The organism is Alkalihalophilus marmarensis DSM 21297 (assembly GCF_000474275.2).
GTDB classification, from domain to species: Bacteria; Bacillota; Bacilli; order Bacillales; family Bacillaceae_D; genus Alkalihalophilus; species Alkalihalophilus marmarensis.
Map to the genome: position 1 here is coordinate 21355 of NZ_ATAE01000005.1, position 23349 is coordinate 44703.

The 23349-nt window shown below is 38.6% G+C and carries 25 protein-coding genes; 16 read left to right on the forward strand and 9 right to left on the reverse strand.

The genetic code is table 11. The features are described 5' to 3' along the window. Window positions 1-69 precede the first annotated feature (69 nt). Genes A33I_RS01440 through A33I_RS01450 form a run of 3 tightly spaced genes read left to right on the forward strand, consistent with a single transcriptional unit; the run spans window position 70 to window position 3648 of the window. Window positions 70-1461 (forward strand): short-chain fatty acid transporter, encoded by a 1392-nt coding sequence (locus A33I_RS01440; protein ID WP_022626704.1) that lies wholly within the window; start codon window positions 70-72, stop codon window positions 1459-1461. A 25-nt stretch (window positions 1462-1486) separates the two neighbouring features. Continuing rightward, window positions 1487-2092 (forward strand): flavin reductase family protein, encoded by a 606-nt coding sequence (locus A33I_RS01445; protein WP_022626705.1) that lies wholly within the window; start codon window positions 1487-1489, stop codon window positions 2090-2092. Between the two features lie 20 nt (window positions 2093-2112). After that, the gene (locus A33I_RS01450) at window positions 2113-3648 is read left to right on the forward strand and encodes an AMP-binding protein (protein ID WP_022626706.1); all 1536 of its coding nucleotides are present in this window, start codon (window positions 2113-2115) and stop codon (window positions 3646-3648) included. A gap of 60 nt (window positions 3649-3708) precedes the next feature. Here A33I_RS01450 and A33I_RS01455 read toward each other — a convergent pair whose 3' ends face one another. Continuing rightward, the gene (locus tag A33I_RS01455) at window positions 3709-3921 is read right to left on the reverse strand and encodes a YrzA family protein (protein WP_022626707.1); all 213 of its coding nucleotides are present in this window, start codon (window positions 3919-3921) and stop codon (window positions 3709-3711) included. Window positions 3922-4085: 164 nt separating this feature from the next. Here A33I_RS01455 and mtnN point away from each other — a divergent pair, with 164 nt between their 5' ends. Together mtnN and A33I_RS01465 are read left to right on the forward strand one after the other, a co-directional pair. Continuing rightward, window positions 4086-4781, forward strand: a complete 696-nt coding sequence (gene mtnN / locus A33I_RS01460) for a 5'-methylthioadenosine/S-adenosylhomocysteine nucleosidase (RefSeq protein WP_031311325.1) — start codon at window positions 4086-4088, stop codon at window positions 4779-4781. Between the two features lie 82 nt (window positions 4782-4863). Beyond that, a complete protein-coding gene (locus A33I_RS01465; protein WP_012957990.1) occupies window positions 4864-5100 on the forward strand; it encodes a YrhC family protein in 237 nt (78 codons plus the stop codon). Between the two features lie 316 nt (window positions 5101-5416). Here the strand turns inward: A33I_RS01465 and A33I_RS01470 are convergent, their stop codons facing one another. The 3 genes from A33I_RS01470 to A33I_RS01480 all read right to left on the reverse strand — a co-directional run bounded on the left by A33I_RS01470 (window position 5417) and on the right by A33I_RS01480 (window position 8007). After that, window positions 5417-5989, reverse strand: coding sequence for a hypothetical protein (locus A33I_RS01470; protein ID WP_022626709.1), 573 nt, complete (start codon window positions 5987-5989; stop codon window positions 5417-5419). A gap of 92 nt (window positions 5990-6081) precedes the next feature. Beyond that, on the reverse strand, window positions 6082-7731 hold the full coding sequence (locus A33I_RS01475; protein WP_022626710.1) for a sodium:solute symporter family transporter: 1650 nt from the start codon (window positions 7729-7731) through the stop codon (window positions 6082-6084). Beyond that, window positions 7732-8007, reverse strand: a complete 276-nt coding sequence (locus A33I_RS01480) for a hypothetical protein (protein WP_022626711.1) — start codon at window positions 8005-8007, stop codon at window positions 7732-7734. 235 nt (window positions 8008-8242) lie between these two features. On the opposite strand from A33I_RS01480, the gene A33I_RS01485 reads away from it, so the two are divergent. After that, window positions 8243-9733 (forward strand): MDR family MFS transporter, encoded by a 1491-nt coding sequence (locus A33I_RS01485; protein WP_022626712.1) that lies wholly within the window; start codon window positions 8243-8245, stop codon window positions 9731-9733. A gap of 23 nt (window positions 9734-9756) precedes the next feature. Here the strand turns inward: A33I_RS01485 and A33I_RS01490 are convergent, their stop codons facing one another. Beyond that, on the reverse strand, window positions 9757-10380 hold the full coding sequence (locus tag A33I_RS01490; protein ID WP_022626713.1) for an NUDIX hydrolase: 624 nt from the start codon (window positions 10378-10380) through the stop codon (window positions 9757-9759). Window positions 10381-10533: 153 nt separating this feature from the next. Between A33I_RS01490 and A33I_RS01495 the strand changes: the two genes are divergently transcribed. Next, window positions 10534-10971 (forward strand): MarR family winged helix-turn-helix transcriptional regulator, encoded by a 438-nt coding sequence (locus A33I_RS01495; RefSeq protein ID WP_012957996.1) that lies wholly within the window; start codon window positions 10534-10536, stop codon window positions 10969-10971. Between the two features lie 254 nt (window positions 10972-11225). Here the strand turns inward: A33I_RS01495 and A33I_RS01500 are convergent, their stop codons facing one another. Beyond that, entirely contained in the window at window positions 11226-12215 is a 990-nt protein-coding gene (locus tag A33I_RS01500) for a lipoate--protein ligase (RefSeq protein ID WP_031311329.1), read from the reverse strand. A gap of 180 nt (window positions 12216-12395) precedes the next feature. On the opposite strand from A33I_RS01500, the gene A33I_RS01505 reads away from it, so the two are divergent. From A33I_RS01505 to A33I_RS01515, 3 genes are all read left to right on the forward strand, one after another. Further along, the gene (locus tag A33I_RS01505; protein ID WP_022626715.1) at window positions 12396-13106 is read left to right on the forward strand and encodes a DUF4397 domain-containing protein; all 711 of its coding nucleotides are present in this window, start codon (window positions 12396-12398) and stop codon (window positions 13104-13106) included. A 1-nt stretch (window position 13107) separates the two neighbouring features. Further along, window positions 13108-13674: a class F sortase gene (locus A33I_RS01510; protein ID WP_022626716.1), complete on the forward strand. Its 567-nt coding sequence runs from the start codon at window positions 13108-13110 to the stop codon at window positions 13672-13674. A gap of 98 nt (window positions 13675-13772) precedes the next feature. After that, window positions 13773-14243: a GNAT family N-acetyltransferase gene (locus A33I_RS01515; RefSeq protein ID WP_022626717.1), complete on the forward strand. Its 471-nt coding sequence runs from the start codon at window positions 13773-13775 to the stop codon at window positions 14241-14243. A gap of 16 nt (window positions 14244-14259) precedes the next feature. Here A33I_RS01515 and A33I_RS01520 read toward each other — a convergent pair whose 3' ends face one another. Then, the gene (locus A33I_RS01520; protein ID WP_022626718.1) at window positions 14260-14904 is read right to left on the reverse strand and encodes a phosphatase PAP2 family protein; all 645 of its coding nucleotides are present in this window, start codon (window positions 14902-14904) and stop codon (window positions 14260-14262) included. Between the two features lie 142 nt (window positions 14905-15046). Here A33I_RS01520 and A33I_RS01525 point away from each other — a divergent pair, with 142 nt between their 5' ends. Then, window positions 15047-16066, forward strand: a complete 1020-nt coding sequence (locus A33I_RS01525) for an STAS domain-containing protein (protein ID WP_022626719.1) — start codon at window positions 15047-15049, stop codon at window positions 16064-16066. Between the two features lie 129 nt (window positions 16067-16195). Beyond that, entirely contained in the window at window positions 16196-16555 is a 360-nt protein-coding gene (locus tag A33I_RS01530; protein WP_022626720.1) for a nuclear transport factor 2 family protein, read from the forward strand. A gap of 61 nt (window positions 16556-16616) precedes the next feature. Here the strand turns inward: A33I_RS01530 and A33I_RS01535 are convergent, their stop codons facing one another. Beyond that, window positions 16617-17858, reverse strand: coding sequence for an MFS transporter (locus A33I_RS01535; protein ID WP_022626721.1), 1242 nt, complete (start codon window positions 17856-17858; stop codon window positions 16617-16619). A 53-nt stretch (window positions 17859-17911) separates the two neighbouring features. Further along, entirely contained in the window at window positions 17912-19045 is a 1134-nt protein-coding gene (locus A33I_RS01540; RefSeq protein WP_022626722.1) for a winged helix-turn-helix domain-containing protein, read from the reverse strand. Window positions 19046-19215: 170 nt separating this feature from the next. Between A33I_RS01540 and A33I_RS01545 the strand changes: the two genes are divergently transcribed. The 4 genes from A33I_RS01545 to A33I_RS01560 all read left to right on the forward strand — a co-directional run bounded on the left by A33I_RS01545 (window position 19216) and on the right by A33I_RS01560 (window position 23280). Next, window positions 19216-20733: an S-layer homology domain-containing protein gene (locus A33I_RS01545; protein WP_022626723.1), complete on the forward strand. Its 1518-nt coding sequence runs from the start codon at window positions 19216-19218 to the stop codon at window positions 20731-20733. 214 nt (window positions 20734-20947) lie between these two features. Further along, window positions 20948-22090: a M20 family metallopeptidase gene (locus A33I_RS01550; RefSeq protein ID WP_022626724.1), complete on the forward strand. Its 1143-nt coding sequence runs from the start codon at window positions 20948-20950 to the stop codon at window positions 22088-22090. A 140-nt stretch (window positions 22091-22230) separates the two neighbouring features. Further along, a complete protein-coding gene (locus A33I_RS01555; protein WP_022626725.1) occupies window positions 22231-22740 on the forward strand; it encodes a hypothetical protein in 510 nt (169 codons plus the stop codon). Window positions 22741-22890: 150 nt separating this feature from the next. Further along, on the forward strand, window positions 22891-23280 hold the full coding sequence (locus tag A33I_RS01560) for a DUF302 domain-containing protein (RefSeq protein ID WP_022626726.1): 390 nt from the start codon (window positions 22891-22893) through the stop codon (window positions 23278-23280). The last annotated feature ends 69 nt before the right edge of the window (window positions 23281-23349 follow it).

Sequence of the window (23349 nt, forward strand, 5' to 3'; positions counted from 1 at the left end):
GGGAATGATTCGTTGTAACGTCTGTTAAAGTTCGATAAATAAGAGTTACTAATAGAGAGGTGGATGAACATGAGTGCTCAACCGAATCCTGAACAAAGAGTTTCACAACCCACTAAGAATAATGATAACTTAATAGCAAAAATTGCCTTGTTCTTTGCAAGAGTAGCTGAAAGATGGCTGCCTGATGCCTTTGTATTTGCTGTAATATTAACCCTTATTACATTTGTAGGAGGTGTTTTAATCACTGATAGCTCGCCATATGATATGGTCTTACATTGGGGTGATGGATTTTGGGGATTGCTAACGTTTACAGCCCAAATAATTACTACTTTTATTATGAGTTATGCTCTTGCTTTGACGAAGCCTGTTTCAAGAATGTTAGAGAAAATTGCAAGCTATTGTAAGACACCTACTACTGCGATTATTATTGTGACATTTACAGCACTACTAGCCTCGTTATTTAGTTGGGCTTTCGGTTTAGTAGTTGCTGGTATTATGGCAAAGCTTGTAGGGAGAAAAGTTCAGGATGTTGACTACCGTGTATTAGTAGCTGCAGGATACTCGGGCTTTGTCATTTGGGAAGGGGGACTATCTTCGTCTCCAGCATTATTTGTAGCAACACAAGACCACAACTTTCAAGATATGGTCGGTTTGATTCCAACATCAGATACTTTATTGTCTGTACTTAATATTGTTGCTGTATGCGTGATATTTTTTACTCTACCATTTGTCATGATGTTGATTCATCCTAAGAGAAAATCAGAACGTTTTATTATTGATCAAAAATTATTAGAAGAAGAAACGCTAGAAGAAGAGAGTAAGATCCAAGCAGGTAATGCTCCTAATGATAAATTAGATAAGAGCCGTTTGATTGTTTCATTAGGTGGTTTATTAGGGTTATTCTATCTAGGGAACCACTTTTACTTCAATGGTTTCTCCTTGGACTTAAATACAGTTAACCTTATATTTTTAACCTTTGCGCTTCTTTTATATGGAAATGTGCGTGAATTGGCTATTGGATTAAAGAAAGCATCTGGAAGTGTGGGGCAATTTGCACTGCAATACCCGTTTTATGCAGGAATTATGGGGATGATGACCACTTCAGGTTTAGCTGTCTGGTTATCAAATTTCTTTGCGAGCATATCAACCGACAAGACATTACCTTTGTTCACTTTTTTGGCCAGTGGTCTTTTAAACATGTTCGTTCCATCTGGTGGAGGTCAATGGGCTATTCAAGCTCCAATCTTCTTGCCTACTGCTATGGAGATGGGTGTGGAACCTGCTAAAGTTGTCTTAGCAGTTGCGTGGGGGGATGCGTGGACTAATATGGTTCAGCCATTCTGGGCGGTACCGTTACTAGCAATAGCAGGTCTTAAGATTCGAGACATTATGGGCTTTACTATGATCACATTGATTTACACAGGTATAATTCTTATGTCTATTTTCTTAATATTCGGATAGTTAGAGGGGGGTGGAGGCTAAAATTATGATTATTAATATGAAAAATCTCTCATCAGAAAAAGCATATAAACTCTTATCCGGCGCTGTTGTTCCTAGACCGATTGCGTGGGTTTCAACTATAAGTAAAGAAGGCAATATGAATCTAGCTCCTTTTAGCTTTTTTACAGTCGTATCGCGCAACCCTCCCACCTTAGGTATTTCTATAGGACCGGGAATTGGAAGCAGAGAGGGCACAATTAAAGATACATTACTCAACATAATGGAAACAAAAGAGTTTGTAGTAAATATTGTTTCAAAGGAGCTTGTTGTTGAAATGCATCAATCCAGTGGTAACTACCCGCCTGAAGAAAATGAATTTGAACATACTGGGTTGACTCCTGTTAGTAGTGAGTCAGTTAAAGCACCAAGAATTTTGGAATCACCCATAAGCATGGAATGTAGGCTTACAAAAAGTATCGAAATAGGGACTGATACCTTACTACTGGGTGAGATCATGCAGTTTCATATCGATGACACTTTATACATCAATCATTATAAGGTCAACATTCAGAAACTTGAACCAATTGCTAGATTAGCAGGTAATTATGCAGAAATAAAGAGCCCATTTACACTAGAAAAACCATATGAATAAGATGAAAGGAGGAAGGATAAATGAGTCTTGCAAATATACTATCCATACGTGATCTATTGGAAAAACAAGTTGAAATAAGAGGGGATAAGCTATTTTTAGAAGTGGAAGATGTGGATGGCTGTGTAGAAAAAGCTACTTATCAAGAGTTCTATAACTCGGTTTTAAAGCTTGGAAATGTTTTAGCAGAAGAGGGCGTCAAAAAAGGAGACAAAGTTCTCTTGCACCTCCCTAATTCTATCGATTTTATGCATGCTTGGTTTGCGATAACTAGTCTTGGGGCAGTAATGGTGCCGACTAATATTTTGTCACCTAAAAAAGAAATGGACTATCTTGTTCAACACTCTGAATCTAAATTAATTATAACGGAGGAAGAATATGTCGAGAAGTTCGAAGGTATGGATGTCAAAGTATTGTTGGCTAGATACCGTGGTTCTAATATAGAGCTGAATTTAAAAGAGAGGATGTATCAGGCTCACTCTACTCCAAGTGATAATGATATAAATTGTTTAGATATTGCAGCAATTTTATACACTTCGGGAACAACTTCTAAGCCAAAAGGAGTGATGATCACCCACGCAAATTATTTACATGCTGGGGAGTATATGTCATCTATGTTGAAGATGACCTCAAATGATAAAGGTTTAATCGTATTACCGATGTTCCATGGAAATGGGCAATATTATCTAACTATGCCGCTTATTACTGTAGGAGGAAGTATTGCATTAACTGAAAAATTTAGTGCTACTAAATACTTTGAACAAGCCCAAAGGTTTGATGCGACTATAGGTTCGTTATTTGCTGCCCCAATGAAAATGATTTTAAAGAAAGCAAAATCAGTCACTGATCATTCTTTTAGGGATATTATTTTTGCTCAATCTCTTACTAAAGAACAACTGCAAGAATTTGAGGACCATTTTAATGTAAATTTACTTCAAATATATGGAATGACCGAAACGGTTGGTACTCCACTTATGAATCCATTAGAGGGGGTGAGAAAGAATATGAGTATTGGAATAGCGGGCAGCGGTTATTCGGTGAAGCTGACAAATGCTTATGGTAAGACAGTCTCTGATGGGGAAATTGGTCAGATTACAGTAAAAGGAAAAAAGGGGAAAACTTTAATGCTCGGCTACTACAAAGATGAAGAGGCCACGAAAAAGACGTTGAAGAATGATTGGCTGTATACTGAAGATAATGCAAAAATTCTAGAAGACGGTTACTTTTACTTTGTTGATAGAATGAAAGATATGGTTAAAAGAGCCGGAGAAAATATTGCGACAAGTGAGGTTGAATCCGTATTAAATGAACACCCTAAAATTGCGGATAGTGCTGTTATCGGCATCAAAGATGAGATAAGAGATGTTTCACTAAAAGCTTTAGTGGTTTTAAAAGACGGAGAAAAATTAACTAAGGAAGAAGTAATAGATTACTGTCGGAGCAATATAGCAAAGTTCAAGGTTCCAGAGTTTATTGAATTCTTAGAGGAATTTCCAAGAACATCTGTTGGGAAAATTCAAAAAGCTAAATTAAGAGACAATGGGAGGATAAGAAATTAATAATCAGCCATCTCAAGAGATCCATTCTCCTGAGATGGCTTTATTGTTAGTTGGACTAATTTATAGTTGCTTTGCTTTAAAATGAACCACCGCTGTATAGATAGGCTGCCCTGTTTTAAAGTGTGGGTACACATGATGATTCACATGTGCTACTTCTAGTAATAATGCTTTATTCACATCAATTTTGTCATTAATACGCTGTTCAAGTTCCTTTAAGCTCGTTGCTTCAAAACATTCAACTTTATCTTCAATTCGTTCTAATTGGATACTCAATGTCACCACTCCTAGTAAGGTGTTATCTTTTTCAGTTTTATCTGTTTGGAATATTTTATCTGTTTTAAATCATAGCAAATTCGTTTTCAAAAGAAAATAAGTGAATTCATGAGTTCTGCTGTGTATACTAGGAAGAGATTGTTTGAGTGAAAGGAATGAAGGAAATGAGAATTGGAATTATCGGTGCAATGGATGAAGAGGTTGAATTACTAAAAAGTAAACTGGAAAATAGAGAAGATAAAACGATTGCTGGATGTGAATTTCACCACGGTACTTTACAAGGAGTCGATGTGATACTGCTTAAATCGGGTATTGGGAAAGTAAATGCTGCAGTCGGCACCACGCTTTTAATTGAATTATACAAACCAGACCGTATTATTAATACAGGTTCAGCTGGCGGTTTTAAAGAAGGCTTAAACGTAGGGGATGTCGTTATTTCAACGGAAGTGCGTTACAACGATGTAGATGCTACGGTATTTGGTTATGAATTTGGTCAAGTACCGCAAATGCCTGCCTTCTATAACCCGCATGACGAGTTAATTTCTATTGCTGACAAGGCAGCTGCAAAAGTAGGAGTTAATACTGTAAAAGGATTGATTGTCTCTGGGGATTCCTTTATGAGTGATCATGCACGTGTACTTGAATTAAAAGAGATTTTCCCTGCTGCTCAATGTGCGGAAATGGAAGCTGGCGCCATTGCGCAAGTGTGTCACCAATTTAAGGTGCCGTTTGTTATTATCCGTTCATTATCTGACATTGCTGGCAGTGATGCAAAAGTATCTTATGAGAAGTTCTTAGAAACAGCATCTGTAAATTCAGCAAATCAAGTCATCTTAATGGTTGAAGCATTAGCGGAATAAGTTACCTAAAGTGGCGGACATTGCATCATCATATTCTCTCTAAACATGCTATCATAAGTGATAGAGTAGGAGGGGACGTATTATGACAGAGAAGAAGATGCAAGAGTTAAAAGATAAAGTAGCTGATTATAAGCGCTTTGGTTTTATCCTGCTGTCGTTAAGTGCCTTTTTGTTTATTGGATTAATTATTCCGGCTGATGGACAAGCTGTCTCGCTTCCTAGCGGATTTATTGTAGGAGTCTTTCTTACAATGGGGTTAGCAGTCGTTTGTCACCGTTTAGCGATGAATGCACAAAAACAAATGTATGAAGATGAATAATATCATGCGCTTCGGCAGACGAGGCGCATTTTCTGTTTTGGATATATGAGTAGATGTGGACTGAGCAGTCGGTTGACGCAATTATTGCGCACTCTGACACGAATGTTAAGAGCAAAGACGTAATTTTCTCTTGAAGCAACGCAATCACAGCCAATAGGCTCAATTATGCTAGACAACTATACAATAGTATCTAGCATAGGCGCATTAATACTAATCATCAGCACAATAACCACCTGAATAGACGCAATTACATTATGACCAACCTCAGCACCCACAAAACCGCCAAGCAGATCATTAACTGCTTGGCGGTTTGATTTTAAGATGCAGGTGGAATAACTAAATAATAGATACAAGCAAAAAAGATAAAAATTGCTAGTACAGATCCATATGATCGGAATCCTCTAAAGCTTTGAGTCGCTTCCATCGCGCGAACTCCTAATACATACATCCAGGCAATTCCTGCTGCAAGCAACGCGATATGAATAGCAGTTATGGGGTAACCAGCTTGAATGCCGATCAGCGTAGGCATCGCTAGAAAGCTCGGTACTAAGATAATAATAGAAAGTCGGTATTGAACACGAAGCAATCCAGCTCCGCCAAAGCCGCGAGCCCCTGCCCAAAGGAGTAGAGTAAAAGCAAATCGAGTTAAAATAATGGTTATAATTCCAAAGATAATAAAGATTACAGGGACAACAAAGTCACGAAGCAGGGGTGATTCAAAACTGCTGACATAAGCGTTGTTTGCTTGGACAGAAAACAACCCATACGCTGCACCTAGCAGAACAACAAGCAGCATTCCGATGCGGTTCGTTTTGGGTGATTCAGCAAGTGTGCGAAAGGCTTCTCGATCTAGTAAAAGCGCTTTAATAAGTAGAGTAAATCGATTCATATGGATAACCCCTATCTCTTTAGCTATGTATATGTAAGCAGCAGTGTACACTATGTACACTGCTACTATTCACTTGAAATGTCAAGTGATTCTTATAGATTCCAAGGCATGATGGCCCAAACTGCTACTCCGATACAGATGATGCTGATAATAGCAGCACCGAAACGGCTGTTGTAACGTGCAGGGTTAACGTCTGTCCAGCCATGGATTCGCTCTACCAGCTTGTGATCTTCAGCTGTAGACAGTTTTGATTGCAGCGAAGGCATGCGGTTTGTAATGTATGAAACAACAATAAGAAGCAAGAAGCTTAATGGTACGGCCAGCATAGCACCAGAAATCCCCATACCATCTGTTAATCCGTGACCACTGACTACGATAGATGGGAAGACGAAAGGTGAAACAACAACGTATAGCCCCCCTGCTACTACTGATGCAGCTATGGCGCCAAAGCGGTTTGCTTCCTTCCACCATACACCCATCAAAATTAACGGAGCATTTGTTACACCGGCTAAACCGAAAGCCCATAGAATACTTACTACCAGAAAGTCAGGAGGATTAATAGCAAGCAGGACACTTGCAACCCCGCCCCCAGCAATCGAGAAGTAACCAAGTTTTACTTTCATACTGTTTGTTAAATTTGGCTTGAGCGTTGTTACGATATCTTGTGAAATAAGAGCACCAATTGCAAGAAGGTTTCCACTTAAAGTTGATAGACCGGCACTGATTGCACCAGCAATAACTAGAGCAGTTACCCACTCCGGATTGTACACTAAGTTTAAGATAATCGTTAATTTGTCTGCATCAGCTTGAGAGATTGCAACACCTTCTGTTTGTGTGAAGAATACACCTGCAAATCCCATTGCATAAGTTGCAGAGAAAACAAGACCTAGTACAAGCGCAAACCATACCATCGCTTGACGAGCACTTTTAAGACTTGATGCCGTATAAATACGCATTGCTAAGTGAGGAAGCCCAAGAGCTCCAATCGTAAATGCCGGAATCAAAGCAAAGTACCATTTAGAAGAATACTGATAATCAAAGAATGTAGGCATAGCCTCAAGCATAGCAGGTACCATATCCGCATATAGAAGCGGAGGGAAATACCAGCCAGTTCCGCCCATTGCTTTCATGATCGCTCCAAGAGGAACGATAAACATTAACGCAATAATGACCATTTGGATCGCTGCGTTATTTGTCGCACCAGACATACCCCCGATTGTTACATACCCAACAATTAATAGACCGCCGATAATAAGGCCTGTCATATACGGGATACCAAGCAGCGTTTCAAATGTTACGGCGATACCGATCATTTGACCAAGTGCATACATGATAGATACTAAAATCATAAATAAAGCCGCAATAATAGATGCACTAACCCCGTAACGCTCCCGTACGAAGTGCGTTGGTGAGAATGCGCCCATACGACGAAGACTCGTACCATAGATAATTGTAATTAAAGGAATAGCTAAAATCATTTGAATCCACAGTAAGATAAATGGGGCTTGCAAATTTAAGATAAGACCAGTAACACCAAGGAATGTAGCAAGACTCATGTAGGTTGAAGCCATCGCTAATCCATTAGTAATTGGACCAACACCGCCGCCAGCGGCATATAAATCTTCTACAGATTTACTCGCCCGGTTTGAAACCCAGCCTACGATGTAGAATAAAGCAAATGTAGCGACTACAAAAATAATACCAATAACGGGATTCGATAATTGCCATACTTGATCTTCCATTTAGCTAGCTCCCTTCTCAGATGATTGAGCAGATTGATTTTGAGCATTTTCATCTTCAATTGCTTGGTCAATGTGATTTCCCATTTTACCAGCGATGATCGTTAGAATGAGTACGCCAAACCAACCGACCAGTATGGGAACGATGTACATAATCGGAAACCCAAATAACATTCCATCAACAGGGAAAAGAGAGAAGATTAAACCCATATGACCAGACACTAGAAAAAGGGCTGACATGATAATCGTAAACCAAACTTCTTTTTTGTAAGCACTCATACTGACACCTCTTTTCGTTTAATTGATAACGCTTTCAAACTCAATTAAGACTGAACGCTCGCTCAGTTTAATTGACAGCTGAGCATTTGTTCACATTATATGTACGTCACCCCCTGGCCACTAATTAAATATTCACTTCCTTGTCAATCTATACTAAAATTACATCATGTTTGACTGAATGTAAAGACAAAATATTGAGAAAATTAAAACGAGATAAATAAAGGGGTAAATTTATGTGAGTAAGCGTAAAACAAAGCGTCCAATTGTGTTAACAGCAGTTATTTTGGCCATGTTTATGGCGGCTGTGGAAGCGACAATTGTTGCTACAGCGATGCCTCAAATTGTTGCTGATCTAGGAGGTTTTTCATTATTCAGCTGGGTCTTTTCATCCTACCTATTAATGCAGGTAGTAACGATCCCGGTGTATGGAAAACTTTCTGATATGTATGGGCGGAAAATGATTTTTGCTATTGGGATATCTATATTTTTAATCGGGTCGATACTATGTGGATTTTCTGCAACGATGGAGATGCTAATCATCAGCAGATTTATTCAGGGACTAGGCGCAGGGGCTGTGCAGCCAATAGCTACAACAATTGTCGGTGATATGTACACGAAAGAAGAACGTGCGAATATCCAAGGGTATTTAGCGAGTGTATGGGGGATATCTGCGATTATGGGTCCTGTCCTCGGTGCTGTATTTATTGAATATCTACATTGGTCTTGGATTTTTTGGGTCAACATCCCTTTTGGAATCATTGCATTAATTGGGGTAACTCTTTTCTTACATGAGGATATTAAGTCCGCTGAATCGATGAAAAAGAATAGGCAATCCATTGATTATAAGGGAGCGATCCTTTTACTTTTGGCGATTACACCTTTTATGCTCGTGTTAATACAAGGAAATGTGTGGGGATTCACTTCACCTCTGGTAATGAGCTTACTTGCTTGCTCGTTTATTTGTCTTGTCTTGTTCATCAAAGTGGAACGCAAAGAGGCTAACCCAATGATGACGTTGTCTTTATGGGAGAATCAGCACATTCGTAATGCAAATATTGCCTCGTTTACGGCTGGAGCGATCTTGCTTGCTGTTTCAACCTTTTTGCCTACCTATGTGCAAGGTGTCATGAATCAGCCTCCAATTATTGCTGGACTTGCGTTGACAGCGATATCGATTGGGTGGCCGATCTCATCTACTATTGCTGGAAAAATGATGCTCAAAAGAGGATTTCGTACGACAGCATTGATTGGTGGATGTGCATTAGTAACAGGCGGGTTATTCTATATGCTGCTGCCTGTGATTAACCATCCGTTATGGGCTGGAGCAGGCTCCTTTGTCATTGGAGTTGGAATGGGTTTTTCTACAACGACTTTTATCGTGTCGATTCAATCATCAGTTGACTGGAATGTCCGAGGAGAGGCGACATCTATGAATATGTTTATGAGGCTTCTTGGAGGAGCTGTAGGAGTTGCTTTTTTAGGAGGACTTTTGAATAGACGTCTTGAAAACGAGCTTAAAAATAGTCAAGAGTATCTATCGTTCGAGCCGACCATTGATGCTGTCAATCACTTGCTCGAGGCAGGTCAGAGGGAAAAATTACGTTCAGTAGAGCTAGAGGCGCTGCAGTTAGGCTTAACAAACAGTTTAGGGATTGTTTTTACGACCATTTTTATATTAGCTGTGACTAGTTTCTTCTTTATATTACGGTTGCCGAAAGATTCATAAACAAGTGAAGCCAACATGATCTGTCATGTTGGCTTTGTTAAGGTTAAGAAGTGATTAAGGACTCTGGCGGTTAGTCCCCAAATTACGTACTCATCATAAAAATAAAACAATTCCTGGACTGATTGGGTACGACCGTTATAGGTTTTCTTGTTTGGAATGAGGTGAAAGGGGAAATTATCTGCAGGTTCAAATGTGATCCCCATTTCATATATTTTTGGCTTTGTCTCATACAAGTAGCTAAGCGGTGCTGTAAATATAGAAGCCACCTCATCTTTGTTAGGATTCAGTTGAGTTATATCGCTGATTTTACCTACAAAGGGGTAGATTACGCCTCGGAAAGGGGTAACTAAATAATCTAGTGGAGCAATTATTTCCACCTGATTTTCTGGGATTCCTAATTCTTCGCTCAGCTCTCTAATCGCAGCAGCTTCAGCGCTGTTATCACTTTGATCAATTCGGCCGCCAGGAAAGCAAATCTCACCAGGTTGACTCCTTAAATGCTCGGATCGAACTTCAAATAGTACAGAAAGTTCTCCATCTACTTCAACAAGAGGCAGAAGAATAGCGGAATGTTTAGCGGTCTGTTGTCCAAGTACACCAGGTTGGCGGTCTTTAATTGTTGAAATAATAGTTGAAATATCCGGCAAAGAGATCCTTCCTTTCACACATAATTATGGTTATCCTATACGCTTTTTTACTTATAGTATAGCATATGACCATCTACGATTGATTGTTGCAAAGAAGAGGGGGGTCTTGTACACTTAGTACATATCTTAAAATTAAGATAAAGGGGATTAACTATGACTAAAGCAAATGATGATCTTTCGTTGAAGTTATTTGTGGTCTTATCTCGAGCTCATAGTGCTGTGATGACAGAGGTTGAAAAGGATATTCGAAGTTACGGTTTGAATCCAACTGAGTTTGCCGTAATAGAATTGCTTTACCATAAAGGCGATCAGCCGCTTCAAAAGATTGGTGAAAAGATACTTATTTCAAGTGGAAGTATCACTTATGTAGTAGATAAACTCGAAAAAAAACAACTGTTACTAAGGCGTCCATGTCCGAAAGATCGCCGTATTACCTATGCGACATTAACAGATGAAGGGAAGCAATGGATGGATGAACGTTTTCATGTGCATAAGGAACGAATTGCACATATTTTATCTGGTTTAAATAAAGATGAAACGGAAGAAGCGATTCAATTGCTGAAAAAGTTAGGATTACATGCTTCAAGTTAAGGTGTCGATTCTTTGATATGGATGAATCAAAGAATCAATTATTTAGAGCGAAATAATGCTAAAAAATCTGTTAGATGATATGACAAGAACTCTGTATTATATTGAAATGTGAGGTAAGATGAATTCAGGAAAGGTCATTGACCTAGCTTCCAACATGTTCTCTCTACTCTCCCCATTGTTAGCGGTTCACTTGATGTGAACCGCCCTTTTTTTTATTAAATTAGTCAGAATTCATTTCCTAGGGAATATGAATTTTAGTAAATCAAAGCAATGAATTCTTCTTTATCAAGGCTGCCAAAGTAAGGTTTAATATCTACACCGTTTAATGCTTCACGCAATGCATCCCCGTCATGCTTGACGCCTATTAGTTTAGATTCAAGCTCGCTTACATCGCCCGCTCCAAAGAAATCTCCGTATATTTTGCATGCTTCAATTCGACCTTTACGCACATTCAAGCGAACATCTATTGAGCCAATCGAAAATCGCTTAGATCGTTTTAAGTCGAAGGCCGGAGATTTCCCATAGTTCCAGTCCCAATTTTTATACCTTGATTCTGAAATGCGATTAATTTCTTCCCAATCTGTTTCTGTTAAATGATATTCAGGGATCTCATCATGAGTTTCAAAGATATATTGTAATAATACTTTCTTGAACTGATCAACTGTTAAGGGCTGATCTAGAAATTCATTGATGTTTGCTACCCTGCTGCGTATTGATTTAATCCCTTTTGAGCGGATCTTTTCATCTTTTACATTAAGCGCTGAAACGACATGTTCAATTTCTGAGTGAAGCATTAATGTACCGTGGCTGAACATTCTTCCTTTAGTAGAAAATTGAGCATTTCCTGATATTTTACGCTCACCCACATGTATATCGTTGCGGCCGCTAAGTTCTGCCTCCACTCCAAGCTTCTTTAAAGCAGAAACAACAGGCTCTGTGAACTTTTTAAAATTGTGAAAAGATTCACCGTCATCTTTAGTGATAAAGCTGAAGTTTAGATTTCCTAAATCATGATAAACAGCCCCTCCGCCAGAAAGTCTGCGAACCACATGGATGTCCTTTTCCTTTACGTAGTCAAGATTGATTTCTTCTATCGTATTTTGGTTTTTACCAATGATGATTGAAGGCTCATTTACATAAAACAAAAGATAGGAATGTTCTGGATCTAAATTCTTTAAAGCATATTCTTCAATCGCTAAATTGATTCTTGGGTTAGTAATATTGTTATTATCTATAAATTTCATCATGTAGTATTACGTCCTTTCTTGATATGTTCCATATTCAGTATAGTGTTTGTTTTAGTAGTCGTCTAATGGGAGTGTTCTTTACCACTTTTTTCATCCGTTTAGACTCTTCTTTTATGAATAGTAAGGATTGTCCATTGGAAAGATATGCATGCACCTATAAAAAAGGAGATGAGTTAGATGAAAAAATTACTTAGTTTAGTATTGCTTTTTATGCTATTCCTAACCTTTACAGGAACCGGTTTTGCTGAGGAAATGGCAATGGTTCGAGTACTTCATGCAACACCGGATGCTCCAGGAGTAGATGTTTATGTAAATGAGGAGCTTGTAATAGAAAATATTGAATTTAAAGATGTCAGTGACTATTTGCAGCTGCCTGCTGGTTCTCATAAAGTAGAGATCTATGCTGCAGGTGATACAACTTCTGCAATCATTAGCGAACAATTAGCTGTAAGCAGAGGAGAAGCATATACTGTGGCAGCAATAGGTCAGTTAGAGTCGATTCGCTTAACAACGATGCTAGATGAGCAACAAGTATCAGAAGGCAATACGAAGATCCGTGTGGCTCATTTTTCACCTGATGCTCCAGCTGTTGATATCGCCACAGATACAGGAGATATTTTATTTCCAAATGCAGCTTTTTCCGCAGTAACAGACTATTTAGAGCTGCCGGCAGGAGAATATAACCTTGAAATTCGTGCAGCAGGGACGGCTGATGTCGTTGAAGAACTAACTAATCTTGAGTTGAAAGAAGGAATGATCTATACAGCTGTAGCGACAGGGCTTTTAAATGCTGAGCCTGAATTTGATGTGATATTATTAACAGATGCTATGCCAACTCCAGAAGACATGCCGAAGACAGGACTAGGCGGAGCATCAGACATTCGCTAAGATGAAAATTTGGCTCACATCTTTTTCAGTTTTTATTCTTATCATACTAGGATGTCAGCCGCCTCAATCATATGCTGCAGAAAGTTTAACAGGATCAAAACCAGAGTTTATCAAAATTCCCGCCTTATCTATTCGAGCTGAAATTGCTCCCTTCGGTTTAAGTAATTACGAGCAGATACCGCCTGATGGAGAAAAGGTATTCTGGTATGAGGACGGGGTGAATCCAGGAGGACCGGGAAACGCTGTGATAGCAGGTCATTTCGATGATTATGTAGGTCCAGCGGTGTTTTATCACCTTCATGAGTTAAAAACTGGGGACTATATTTATATTGTCACTGAGAATGATTATATACTGACATATCAAGTGGAAGATGTAGAGACATATAAGAGAGCAGAAGCACCTGTGAAATCAATTTTTCATGGTAGTGGGAAATCAAAGCTCAACCTTGTCACATGTTCAGGTTATTATAGTAAAAAAGAAAAAACTCACTCTCATCGTACGGTTGTAACAGCTGCATTAAAAGGAAAGTCATATCCCTACCAACCTATAACCGAGCCTCCTTTATAAAAGGCTCGGTTTATTTAATTTTATACGTTCTCATCGGTAGTTGGATAACCATGCAAAGCGTATAATAAATAGTAAGTAACGTGATTGGAGAGGATGAAATGAACATAAGACATTTAGCAGAAGCTGATTATGATCGGGTCATTTCAGTTATTGATGAATGGTGGGGCGGCCGTATGATGAGTGATATGCTACAACGCTTATTTTTTATTCATTTTCAAGAAACGAGCTTTGTCATTGAAGAGAAACATAAGATAATAGGGTTTTTAGTGGGATTTCCTTCCCAGACTGACCCTAATATAGGATATATACATTTTGTAGGGATTCACCCGAAAGCGAGGAAAGAAGGACATGCACGCATACTGTATGAGGCTTTCTTTGAAAAAATAAAAGAGCTTGGGTGCAATAACGTGCTCTGCGTTACTTCTCCCGTGAATAAAGGATCCATTGCTTTTCATAAAAGGATGGGATTTACCATTAAACCAGGCACCAAGGTAGTAAATGGTATTTCTATTTATGAAAATTATGATGGGCCTGGTAAAGACCGAATTATTTTCACAAAATCACTCTAAAAAAAGAACCTAAGCTCTAACTTGGAGCTTGGGTTCTTGAATATTTCCGGACAAGGCCTGGAACAACTCGTATACAAATTATAAACCATAGGATAGAAATACTGATAGCCGCGATAATATCACTCGGATAATGGGCTTCTAAGATCATTCTGCTCAATGCGACAACAGATATGCAGAAAACAGCAATGGCATAACTTATCAAACGAATCGCACGTTTTGTGATAAAGAGGTAACTAATATAAATAATAAAGGCAAATAGTAAAAAGGTTCTCATCGTATGGCCGCTTGGGAAGCTGTAGGAAGCTAGCTCAAAAGACTGCCCAAACACTTCTAAATAACGAACCTCACCAGGCCGCTCCCGCTGAAATAATAACTTTAATCCTAGGTTCAAAAAGAGTCCGCCAAAAACAATAACTCCAAGCATTAGGGCATAAAGTTTTTCTCTTTTAAAGTATAAAAACCCCATTAAGACAAGGGTAAGTATAATCATTACTTCTCCAGAACCAAGTTTAGTTAGATAAGACATAGGCTCTTGTAATGATGAAGGAGTAAGTTGATTCATCCAATCAAGCAGCAGCTTATCAAATTTATTAGAATCAATCAAAAACACCATACTAAGAAAAACAGAAATCGTAAGAATATAAATTACATTTATTTTCATTGCTTCCTCCTGCTACATATATGACTCATAAATTAGAATTCTACCATTTTACATAACATGTGACTAGTGTCTATTCTCAGGTGATGTATAATAAAGTTAAAAGGTTGGAAATTTAATTTAAGAGAAGGAGGACGTTACAAAAATGGAAGCACCAAAAGTAAATGTGAGCGGCTTAGAATTTGGGTGGGATGTAGAAAAGGGCCAATTTCTCTTTGAAGGGGAAGATGCTGTACTTTTTTGGATCTCCTCTGCAATGAAAACGTTTTTTGATACGATTGAAGAGGTGTCAGGAGAAGAAGCCACAAGTGTCGTGTTAGAAACGACTGGCTACAGGCAAGGGACTGTAGTTGGTGATTATTTTGAGAGGCTGCATGTTTCAGAAAAAGAATTTGCAGAAACTCTTACGCGTACATATGCCTCTGCAGGCTGGGGAAAAGCTGTGATAGATCTATTTGATACAGATCAAAAAAAGGTTATTATTCGATTAAGAGATGATTGGGAGTATAAGATTAATATTGCACAAGGAAAGAGTAAAGCCGGCAGATTTCTTCCAGCTCATTATGCTGGGATCTTCACTGGGTTATTTGGTACAAATATATGGTATAGAATCCTTCATAGCCAAGTCGAGGGCAAAGAAGAAACCGTAGTTGAGTATTTCCCCTCTGAAATAACCGTTACAGAAAATATACATAAATTGATTCGAAGCCGAGAACAACAAGAAATTATGCAGCTCGAGGCCATGGTTGAAGATAAAACTAAAGAACTGAAGGCTCTTATCAGAACGTTATCTTCTCCGATGATTCCGGTGATGGATGGGGTAGTAGTGGTACCACTGCTTGGTATGTATGATAAAGAGCGTACAGATGAACTAATCGAGAAAACGCTGCACAACCTTCCTAAGCATAAAGCAACCTTCTTAATCCTCGATTTCACGGGACTTGATCCAGATATTGCCTCTGTATCAGCTGATTTAATTGAGAAACTTGTCTCAGCTACTTCATTAATTGGAGCTAAAACGATCCTAGTAGGAATTAAAGCTGAATTAAGCCTTGCGATTACAAAGGAAGATATCGATTTATCTAACTATGATTGTTTTCAGACATTAGAACATGGCATTTACTACGCGCTCGCTGAAAAAGGCCGGAAAATTATTTCAATATAAACGAAGAGAATCATTTAATTTTCTAATTGAAAATTAAATGATTTTTCTATAAAGAGAAATTCCTTATCCTGCAAGGGAATCATGGCCTTAATGGCGAATAAGATAAGTAATAATAGACGGAGGTGTGAGATGAATAGTATCCAAACATTAAAAGAAACTATTCTTCATTTAGAGGAAAAGCTGCTTCAATCGCACACAAGAACGTCTTCTGAACAATTAGAAGAACTATTAGCTGATGATTTTTTGGAATTTGCAAGCTCCGGCCAAGTATGGGTTAGAGATGACTGCTTAGGAGAAGGAGGAGTCGGTGTAGTAAGCATGAAGATTTATGATTTTGAGATCAGGCAGCTGGCACCCGAAGTGATTCTTGCTACTTATCGGGTATTCGATGAGCACAGGGTAAGTAACACAATACGAAGTTCTATATGGAAAAAAGAGAATGGTAACTGGAAAATGTCCTTTCATCAAGGAACTTGTACAAAGTCATAATCAAATCCTATGTTAGGAAAAAATGCATCTCCTTATCTGGTCAAGGAGATGCATTTTTTTCTTAGATCGAAGGGTGTCTCGTTACTTCAACATGCCCCTGGTTCTCTCTTTTGTGAGTAAGAAGCAGAGCGCTTCCAATGAATAAGAGTAAGATTCCAGACCCTTTTAATACAGTGTAGATAGAAAACAATTCAACAAGAAGTGCTCCTATCAATGGCGCGACTAGAATGCTTACATTGATAATCGCATGATAAAGACTTGAAACACGTGCAATCGTGTCACCAGTTGTTTCTTTTTGAATTACAGTTTGGGCGACAAACATTTGCAGCCCAACGCCGATTCCTAAAATAATAGACATGAGTAAAGGCACTGATAGTGGAAAGCCGCTTGTTAAAAAGCTCGCACTAATAAACACAATCGCTAAACAGGCAAAGCTTGTCATTAGTAACTTAGCGGGATAAAGCATTTTTTTTTGTTTCGACATCAATCCATAAATCAAAATAGAGCCGATACCGACGAATGACATAATCCAGCCCATTAATTCCGGGTGTTCTGGCGCGATCAATCTAAATAAAACAGGGAATTGCACATCAACCATTTGTAGAGCGAAAAAGCCTAAAAAAGAATACCCAAAACAGATTAAGAGTGTCTTTGTTTGTAGGATAATCCTCAAACCTTCCTGTAAGTCCTCCCGAAATGGCTGTTTCTCTCTTATTGAAGGATGTGAGAAATCAGTTTTTTCTTTAGCAACACTTAGTAATATGAGACTCGAAAAAAGCAGTGAAACCCCGTTTATGAACAGACATAGAAGAGGTGAGTAGATAGCTGCAAGCGTAGCTCCAATAACCGGACCTATAATTCTTGCAACCTGGGCTGATATCCCGTTTAAACTTACTGCACGAAGCACAAGGGTCTCTGGAACAATATGTTTGATGATGGCTTGTTCAGCAGGGAAATGAACGGTTGCGATCGTAGAACGTAGCATTAAAACAGTTAAAAAGAGCCATGTGTTTGTGATAAATAATAGTGAGAAGGTAAAAAGAGCGGTCAGGAAATCTGCTGCAAGCATCACTTTTACCTTATTTCGATGTTCTATAAATACTCCGGCAAAAGGACTAATAATCACTTGAGGAAGGGCTATTGCGACGGCAATAAATGCGAGCATGATTGGTCGCTCTTGCCACACATAAGCAAACAATAAGAAGATGGCGACACGGTCAAAGTAAATACCAAACATTGAGATACTATAAGACGCGAACACTTTCATAAATAATTTATTTTTAAATAGTGGTTGTAAAGACATGGTAAGATACCTCCCTTATGGTTTCATCATAGAGGAGGTATGTCAGAGGAATATCAGAGGTGACGATGAAATATAGATTTAATTTCACTTTTAAGTTTTTCTATTTGATGTGGTTCAAAAAAAGCTGTGGAAGTGTTTGAAACAAGAAGCTGAAGCGCTTCATCTGTACATTCCTTCTCAAGGAAAAATCTCATAATGGCAATAGCTAATCCCATATGTGAATTGAATTGAGAATGCTCTACAATTTCAATTCCTTCCTCAATCAAAGCTAAACCAGATCTCTTTTTTGTTTCAATTAATTCTATAATGCCTGTGACAATGAGAAAGATCCCTTTTTCACGAAGGTAAGGTTTTTCTGTAAAGAAAACTTTTAACAATGCCTTTTCCTCGTCTATTTCCCTTTGATCAGACATGCATATCGCATACACTAGCTTTGTTATTCTAAAAAATGGATAGAAGCCATCATTTGACGAAGTTATTTTTCCTTCTGTAAAAACTATTGCCTCAAGCGCTTCATCAAAATTTCGGCTAAGTAAGAGAAATAGAATTCTGCTTAATGTATCAAATTCAGGTTGCTGCAAAGGGGTGAAAAGCTGCTTTGTGTATACTTGATTAAAGTATTCACAAGCAGGCTTTGCTCCTTCTAGCAAGAGATAGACCCACAATAAAAATAATGATTTCTCTTTAAATGAAATGGATGAATCATAGATGATTGAGCGATAATCTCCAGCCATAAAGGCTAACGGCATTTGTAGGCTTGAAGGAGGCTCAATACCGAATGCTGGATTATTTAATAATGACTTGATAGCCTGACCGTTACCGTACAAATGGTAGGTATATAATAAAGATTGGCTTATCTCTTCAAATTGAGGATCTGCTATTTTTAGCGTTTTTTCTTTTGAAGAGCCCTTAATTAAACAATATCCTTGTCCTCTGATGGTATTGATCTTAATCCCAGATTTAAGAGTGCCAAGCTTTTTTCGTACCCTGTAAATATGATCATCCACCGTGCGGTCTGTTGGGGTGCCATCTCCCCAAACCGCATCTAACAGCTTTTCACGGCTGAAGACTTGGTTCGGGTGACGATACAAAAAATGTAATAAATCAAACTCTTTTGGAAGCAAAGTCAATTGTTGATTACCAATTTCAATACTATAGGTAGAAAGCTGAAACGAAAGGGTGTCCATATCCTCACCTCGGAAGTAAGTCTTCTTTTATCGTAATCGAAGTGCATAAGGAAATAAATAGAAAAATTAATGCGACAATAAAGATTATAACCTGGCTCGTTAGTCCTCCTTATGTTAGACTAGTAATATCTATCTATTAAACTATTTTCTACCATATTGGAGGTTATCTTTTGAAGAAGTTAGTGAAAAATGGCCTGTTCACATTTGGGTTTATTGGTCTACTATCTATGAATCTGCCAACTACAGTATTAGCTGCTGAAACAGTTGCGGAACGTTGTCAATATGAAGCGGTTGTTGGGGTGAATCCTGCCTTTCAAACGACAAATTGCCTGCTAACAGAAATGGCGTTAGATTATAATATCCCCCCAGAAGTCGTAAAAGCAGTAGCTGAAAGAGAAAGCAGCTGGGTGCAATTCAATTCTGACGGTACACCAAATATCTCATCAGATAATGGAATAGGAATGATGCAATTAACCAACCAAGCAGCTTTTGATCAAGAGCGTTTGGAAACGGATGTTCTTTATAATATTGAAGCGGGTGTAAAAGTATTAGATGAAATGTTTACACGCGGAAATCTTCCGGTTATTAATGATAACGACCGCGATGTAATTGAAAGCTGGTATTTTGCAGTAATGGCTTATAACGGCATCAAGCCTCAGAACAGTCCAGTCAGACAGGCGAGCGGCGAACGTAACGAGTCCGCTTATCAAGAATTAGTATATTCTTTAATAAATCGTTCTGAACAAGGGACAACAACTAAACAACTAAGTTTCAAGCCATCAGATTTCAACTATGATCCGACTAGTGACGCTAATATTGAGTTCCCTGTAGGTCAATTTACATTCGATGATTTAACGAAAACAAAGTACTTATTTGATGTCGGACAAAAAGTGGAAACAAATACTCGTGCCAATTTTAGAACAAGTCCGTCCACCCAAAACAATTTGATAACTACTCTCCCAGCAGGTGAAGTATTAACTATAACAGGGTCTTTTACATATGATGTGGTTTCTCCCCAAAATCAATTTGTATGGTACCCCGTGAAAAGAACAGATGGAACAGAAGGCTATATCACTTCTGGTAATCTTAATCCATTAAGTGATGAGGGTGTTGAGCCTGCTCCTCCTGTTGAGCCGGAAGAGCCAGTGACGTTTAGTGATGTACCATCTGGTCATTGGGCTGAAAAAGAAATTTCTTATTTAACTAGTAAGGGAATTATAAATGGTTACCCTAATGGAAAATTTGGCTTAAATGATAATATTACAAGATGGCAGGCAGCAATTATTCTTGTAAACGCTAATGGTGGTATCATTAGCAATCCTGCTGACCCTGGATTTGAAGATATCTCTTCAAATTATCAGTATTATAATGTGATAGCAACTGCTGTTGAGAAAGGTTTATTTGCAGGACCTGATCAAAAGTCAAATACGTTCAGACCTACAGATACTTTAAGTAGAGCTGAGATGGCAGTATTACTTCAACGTTTGTATAAATTTCCTAATGTAGGTGAAGCGCACCCTTTCCGTGATGTAATTCCAGGTAGCTGGTATGCGGCTTCAGTAAATAATATTTATCACGCAGGTGTTGCTGCTGGTGATACTACTTACAATCCGCAAGAGAATGTAACACGAGCGCAATTTGCTACGTTTATGGCTCGAGCTATGGAGGATAGTTTCAGATTGAAATAACCAGATTAAAATAACCAGATTAAAATAACCATAATTTTAGGCCCAAAGCCAATACGGCTTTGGGCTTTTTCTTGCCTTTAGGTATCCGTGGATTTTATATAATTATACTTTCCCACTTGATAAAAGGGCTCACATCAACGAAAATATAAGGAATAGACAGCATATACTAGAATAGGAAAGTAAATGTGTAGGAGAAGAAAGAAGGTACGTTAGCATGATCGAGGTTCATTCAAAAGAAAGCGAGATGCTTCAATTACTCGAGAAACTTGTTAATATTGATAGTGGTTCGAATAATAAAGCAGGTGTTGATAAGGTCGGGGAGATTGTCGGACAAAAATTTAAGGAGTTAGGATTTAAGGTCAATGTGGTTCCTAATATTGAGGTTGGCAATCATTTAGTGATCGAACATCCAGATGCCAGTCACATTGATATCTTGATTGTCGCTCATATGGATACCGTATTTGAAGATGGTACGGCTAAGGTTCGTCCTTTCCGTATAGATCAAGAAAAGGGACGCGCGTATGGGCCTGGAGTCATTGACATGAAAGCAAGCCTCGTGTCCGTTCTTTATGCCTTACAAGCGTTAAAGGACGACGGTAATGCCGCCTATCAGAATGTTCGAATCGTCTTAAATAGTGATGAAGAGATTGGCTCTAGGTCATCAAGGGGATTAATTGAGGAACAAGCGAGAGGAATCTCTTATGCACTTATAATGGAACCTGCGAGAAAAGATGGATCTCTTGTGACGGAGCGGCGTGGCAGCGGACGATACAAAATCGAAGTTCAAGGGCTTGCTGCTCATTCAGGTATAGAACCGGAAAAGGGCAGAAGTGCAATAGAAGAACTTGCTCACAAAATAGTGAAGCTGCACGAACTGAATGATCATGAACATGGGATCTCAGTCAATGTTGGAATTATTGAGGGAGGAAATGCGGTTAATACGATTTCTTCCTCTGCAGTAGGACATGTTGATGTCCGTGTAGCAACGCCTGAACAGGCAAGCGAGATGGAACATAAGATTGAAGAGGTATGTGCGTCTACTGACGTGCGAGGCACTAGAATAGAAGTGACTGGTGATATCAGCAGGCCGCCGATGTTGAAAAATGAAAAGATCTCTCAGCTGTTTCAAATTGTACAAGAAGTTGGACGCGAGCTTGGGATGGCAATAAAAGATACAAAAACAGGCGGTGGATCAGATGCATCGTTCACTGCTGCGATGGGAATTCCTACAATTGACGGCTTAGGACCAATTGGCGGAGGTGCTCATAGCGTGGATGAGTATTTAGAAATTGATTCCCTTACTGAGCGTACAAGACTATTAGCCAAAATTATTCAACGACTTCATGTAGATAAGTAAAGTGAACAAAAATGAGTATGAGAACCTGCCAATTATTGGTTGGTTCTCTTTTCATGTTTAGAGAAAAGAAATGAGGGTATTTTTTTAGTAACAATTCATTCTACCATTAAAACTTTTAAATTTAATAGGAGGTTCAACCAATGGCACAAGCTAAAATCAGTCATACCACGTATGCACAAGCACCATCTACTAAGAACGAGAAAAGCGGAAGTCTAATGAAAGGAATTGTAATCGGGGCAGCGGTAGGAGCTGCTGTCGCTATGTTAGATCCTAAGACAAGAAATCGAGTGACGACCGCTACAAGCGATATGAAAGACCAGACTATGGATATGGTGACAAAAGTAAGAGAGAATCCAGAGGAAGTGAAGACAGATGTCCAAGCGAGAGTTCAATCTGCTTCTGCTGTATTAAAAGAGGCTATTAATGAGGCTAAAGATTTATATGAGCGAGTGAATGGCGATATCTTAGAGCAAGTGAAAGATGTGAAAGAAGATTCGATGGATATTGTGAATCAGGCACAGGACCTAAAAGAAGATGTAGTTGATATTGGAAACAAAGTGGCTGAAGCTAAAGATGAAGTGAGTTCTAATTCCACGAAGTCGAAAACAAATAATAACATCCCTGGAGAAGTAGGCAAGGATGATATCTAGGTAGGGGTATAAAGTGAAGCGGAATGCTTCACTTTTTTATTCTGAAAAATGAACGAACTTTACTTAGATGTTATGTTTAAGTAGAGGATAATAAGGTTATGGATAGTTATAGGGGTATATAAGAGTTTTACCTAAAGGAGGCGTATAGAGATGTTTCATGTAACAGTTAAATCACCACATTCAATTATTGAGACAGTAGAGAAGTTAACAGCTAACTTAAAAGAGCAAGAATTTGGAGTTCTTTGGGATTTTGACCTTCGTGCAAAACTAGAAGAGAAAGGCCAAACATTTGATGAAGATTTTCGTGTGCTTGAAGTTTGTAATCCTAAAGTGGCTAAAGACGTACTCACAAGAAATTTACTAGCAGGATATTTTCTTCCTTGTAAAATGGTTGTTTATGTTGAAGATGGCGTAACAAAAATTGGAATGCCTAAACCCACTCACTTAATTTCTGCCTTGGATGATTCAGAATTAACCAGTCACGCAGAAGCTGTAGAAGAACGTTTAACGATTGCCATGAATCAAACGGTTAACGGATAAGCAAATGATAAAACGACGAAGCTCATTGAGCTTCGTCGTTTTTTTGAGGTGAATCAATCTAAAAATCTG

Bases quoted from the DNA above. Each gene is read 5' to 3' on its own strand.
- A33I_RS01515 (WP_022626717.1), top strand. From the start codon at position 13,773: ATGAACATAAGACATTTAGCAGAAGCTGATTATGATCGGGTCATTTCA.
- A33I_RS01530 (WP_022626720.1), top strand. From the start codon at position 16,196: ATGAATAGTATCCAAACATTAAAAGAAACTATTCTTCATTTAGAGGAA.
- A33I_RS01450 (WP_022626706.1), top strand. From the start codon at position 2,113: ATGAGTCTTGCAAATATACTATCCATACGTGATCTATTGGAAAAACAA.
- mtnN (WP_031311325.1), top strand. From the start codon at position 4,086: ATGAGAATTGGAATTATCGGTGCAATGGATGAAGAGGTTGAATTACTA.
- A33I_RS01475 (WP_022626710.1), bottom strand. From the start codon at position 7,731: ATGGAAGATCAAGTATGGCAATTATCGAATCCCGTTATTGGTATTATT.
- A33I_RS01505 (WP_022626715.1), top strand. From the start codon at position 12,396: ATGAAAAAATTACTTAGTTTAGTATTGCTTTTTATGCTATTCCTAACC.
- A33I_RS01510 (WP_022626716.1), top strand. From the start codon at position 13,108: ATGAAAATTTGGCTCACATCTTTTTCAGTTTTTATTCTTATCATACTA.
- A33I_RS01500 (WP_031311329.1), bottom strand. From the start codon at position 12,215: ATGAAATTTATAGATAATAACAATATTACTAACCCAAGAATCAATTTA.
- A33I_RS01470 (WP_022626709.1), bottom strand. From the start codon at position 5,989: ATGAATCGATTTACTCTACTTATTAAAGCGCTTTTACTAGATCGAGAA.
- A33I_RS01535 (WP_022626721.1), bottom strand. From the start codon at position 17,858: ATGTCTTTACAACCACTATTTAAAAATAAATTATTTATGAAAGTGTTC.
- A33I_RS01440 (WP_022626704.1), top strand. From the start codon at position 70: ATGAGTGCTCAACCGAATCCTGAACAAAGAGTTTCACAACCCACTAAG.
- A33I_RS01445 (WP_022626705.1), top strand. From the start codon at position 1,487: ATGATTATTAATATGAAAAATCTCTCATCAGAAAAAGCATATAAACTC.
- A33I_RS01480 (WP_022626711.1), bottom strand. From the start codon at position 8,007: ATGAGTGCTTACAAAAAAGAAGTTTGGTTTACGATTATCATGTCAGCC.
- A33I_RS01560 (WP_022626726.1), top strand. From the start codon at position 22,891: ATGTTTCATGTAACAGTTAAATCACCACATTCAATTATTGAGACAGTA.
- A33I_RS01465 (WP_012957990.1), top strand. From the start codon at position 4,864: ATGACAGAGAAGAAGATGCAAGAGTTAAAAGATAAAGTAGCTGATTAT.
- A33I_RS01525 (WP_022626719.1), top strand. From the start codon at position 15,047: ATGGAAGCACCAAAAGTAAATGTGAGCGGCTTAGAATTTGGGTGGGAT.
- A33I_RS01550 (WP_022626724.1), top strand. From the start codon at position 20,948: ATGATCGAGGTTCATTCAAAAGAAAGCGAGATGCTTCAATTACTCGAG.
- A33I_RS01540 (WP_022626722.1), bottom strand. From the start codon at position 19,045: ATGGACACCCTTTCGTTTCAGCTTTCTACCTATAGTATTGAAATTGGT.
- A33I_RS01495 (WP_012957996.1), top strand. From the start codon at position 10,534: ATGACTAAAGCAAATGATGATCTTTCGTTGAAGTTATTTGTGGTCTTA.
- A33I_RS01520 (WP_022626718.1), bottom strand. From the start codon at position 14,904: ATGAAAATAAATGTAATTTATATTCTTACGATTTCTGTTTTTCTTAGT.
- A33I_RS01555 (WP_022626725.1), top strand. From the start codon at position 22,231: ATGGCACAAGCTAAAATCAGTCATACCACGTATGCACAAGCACCATCT.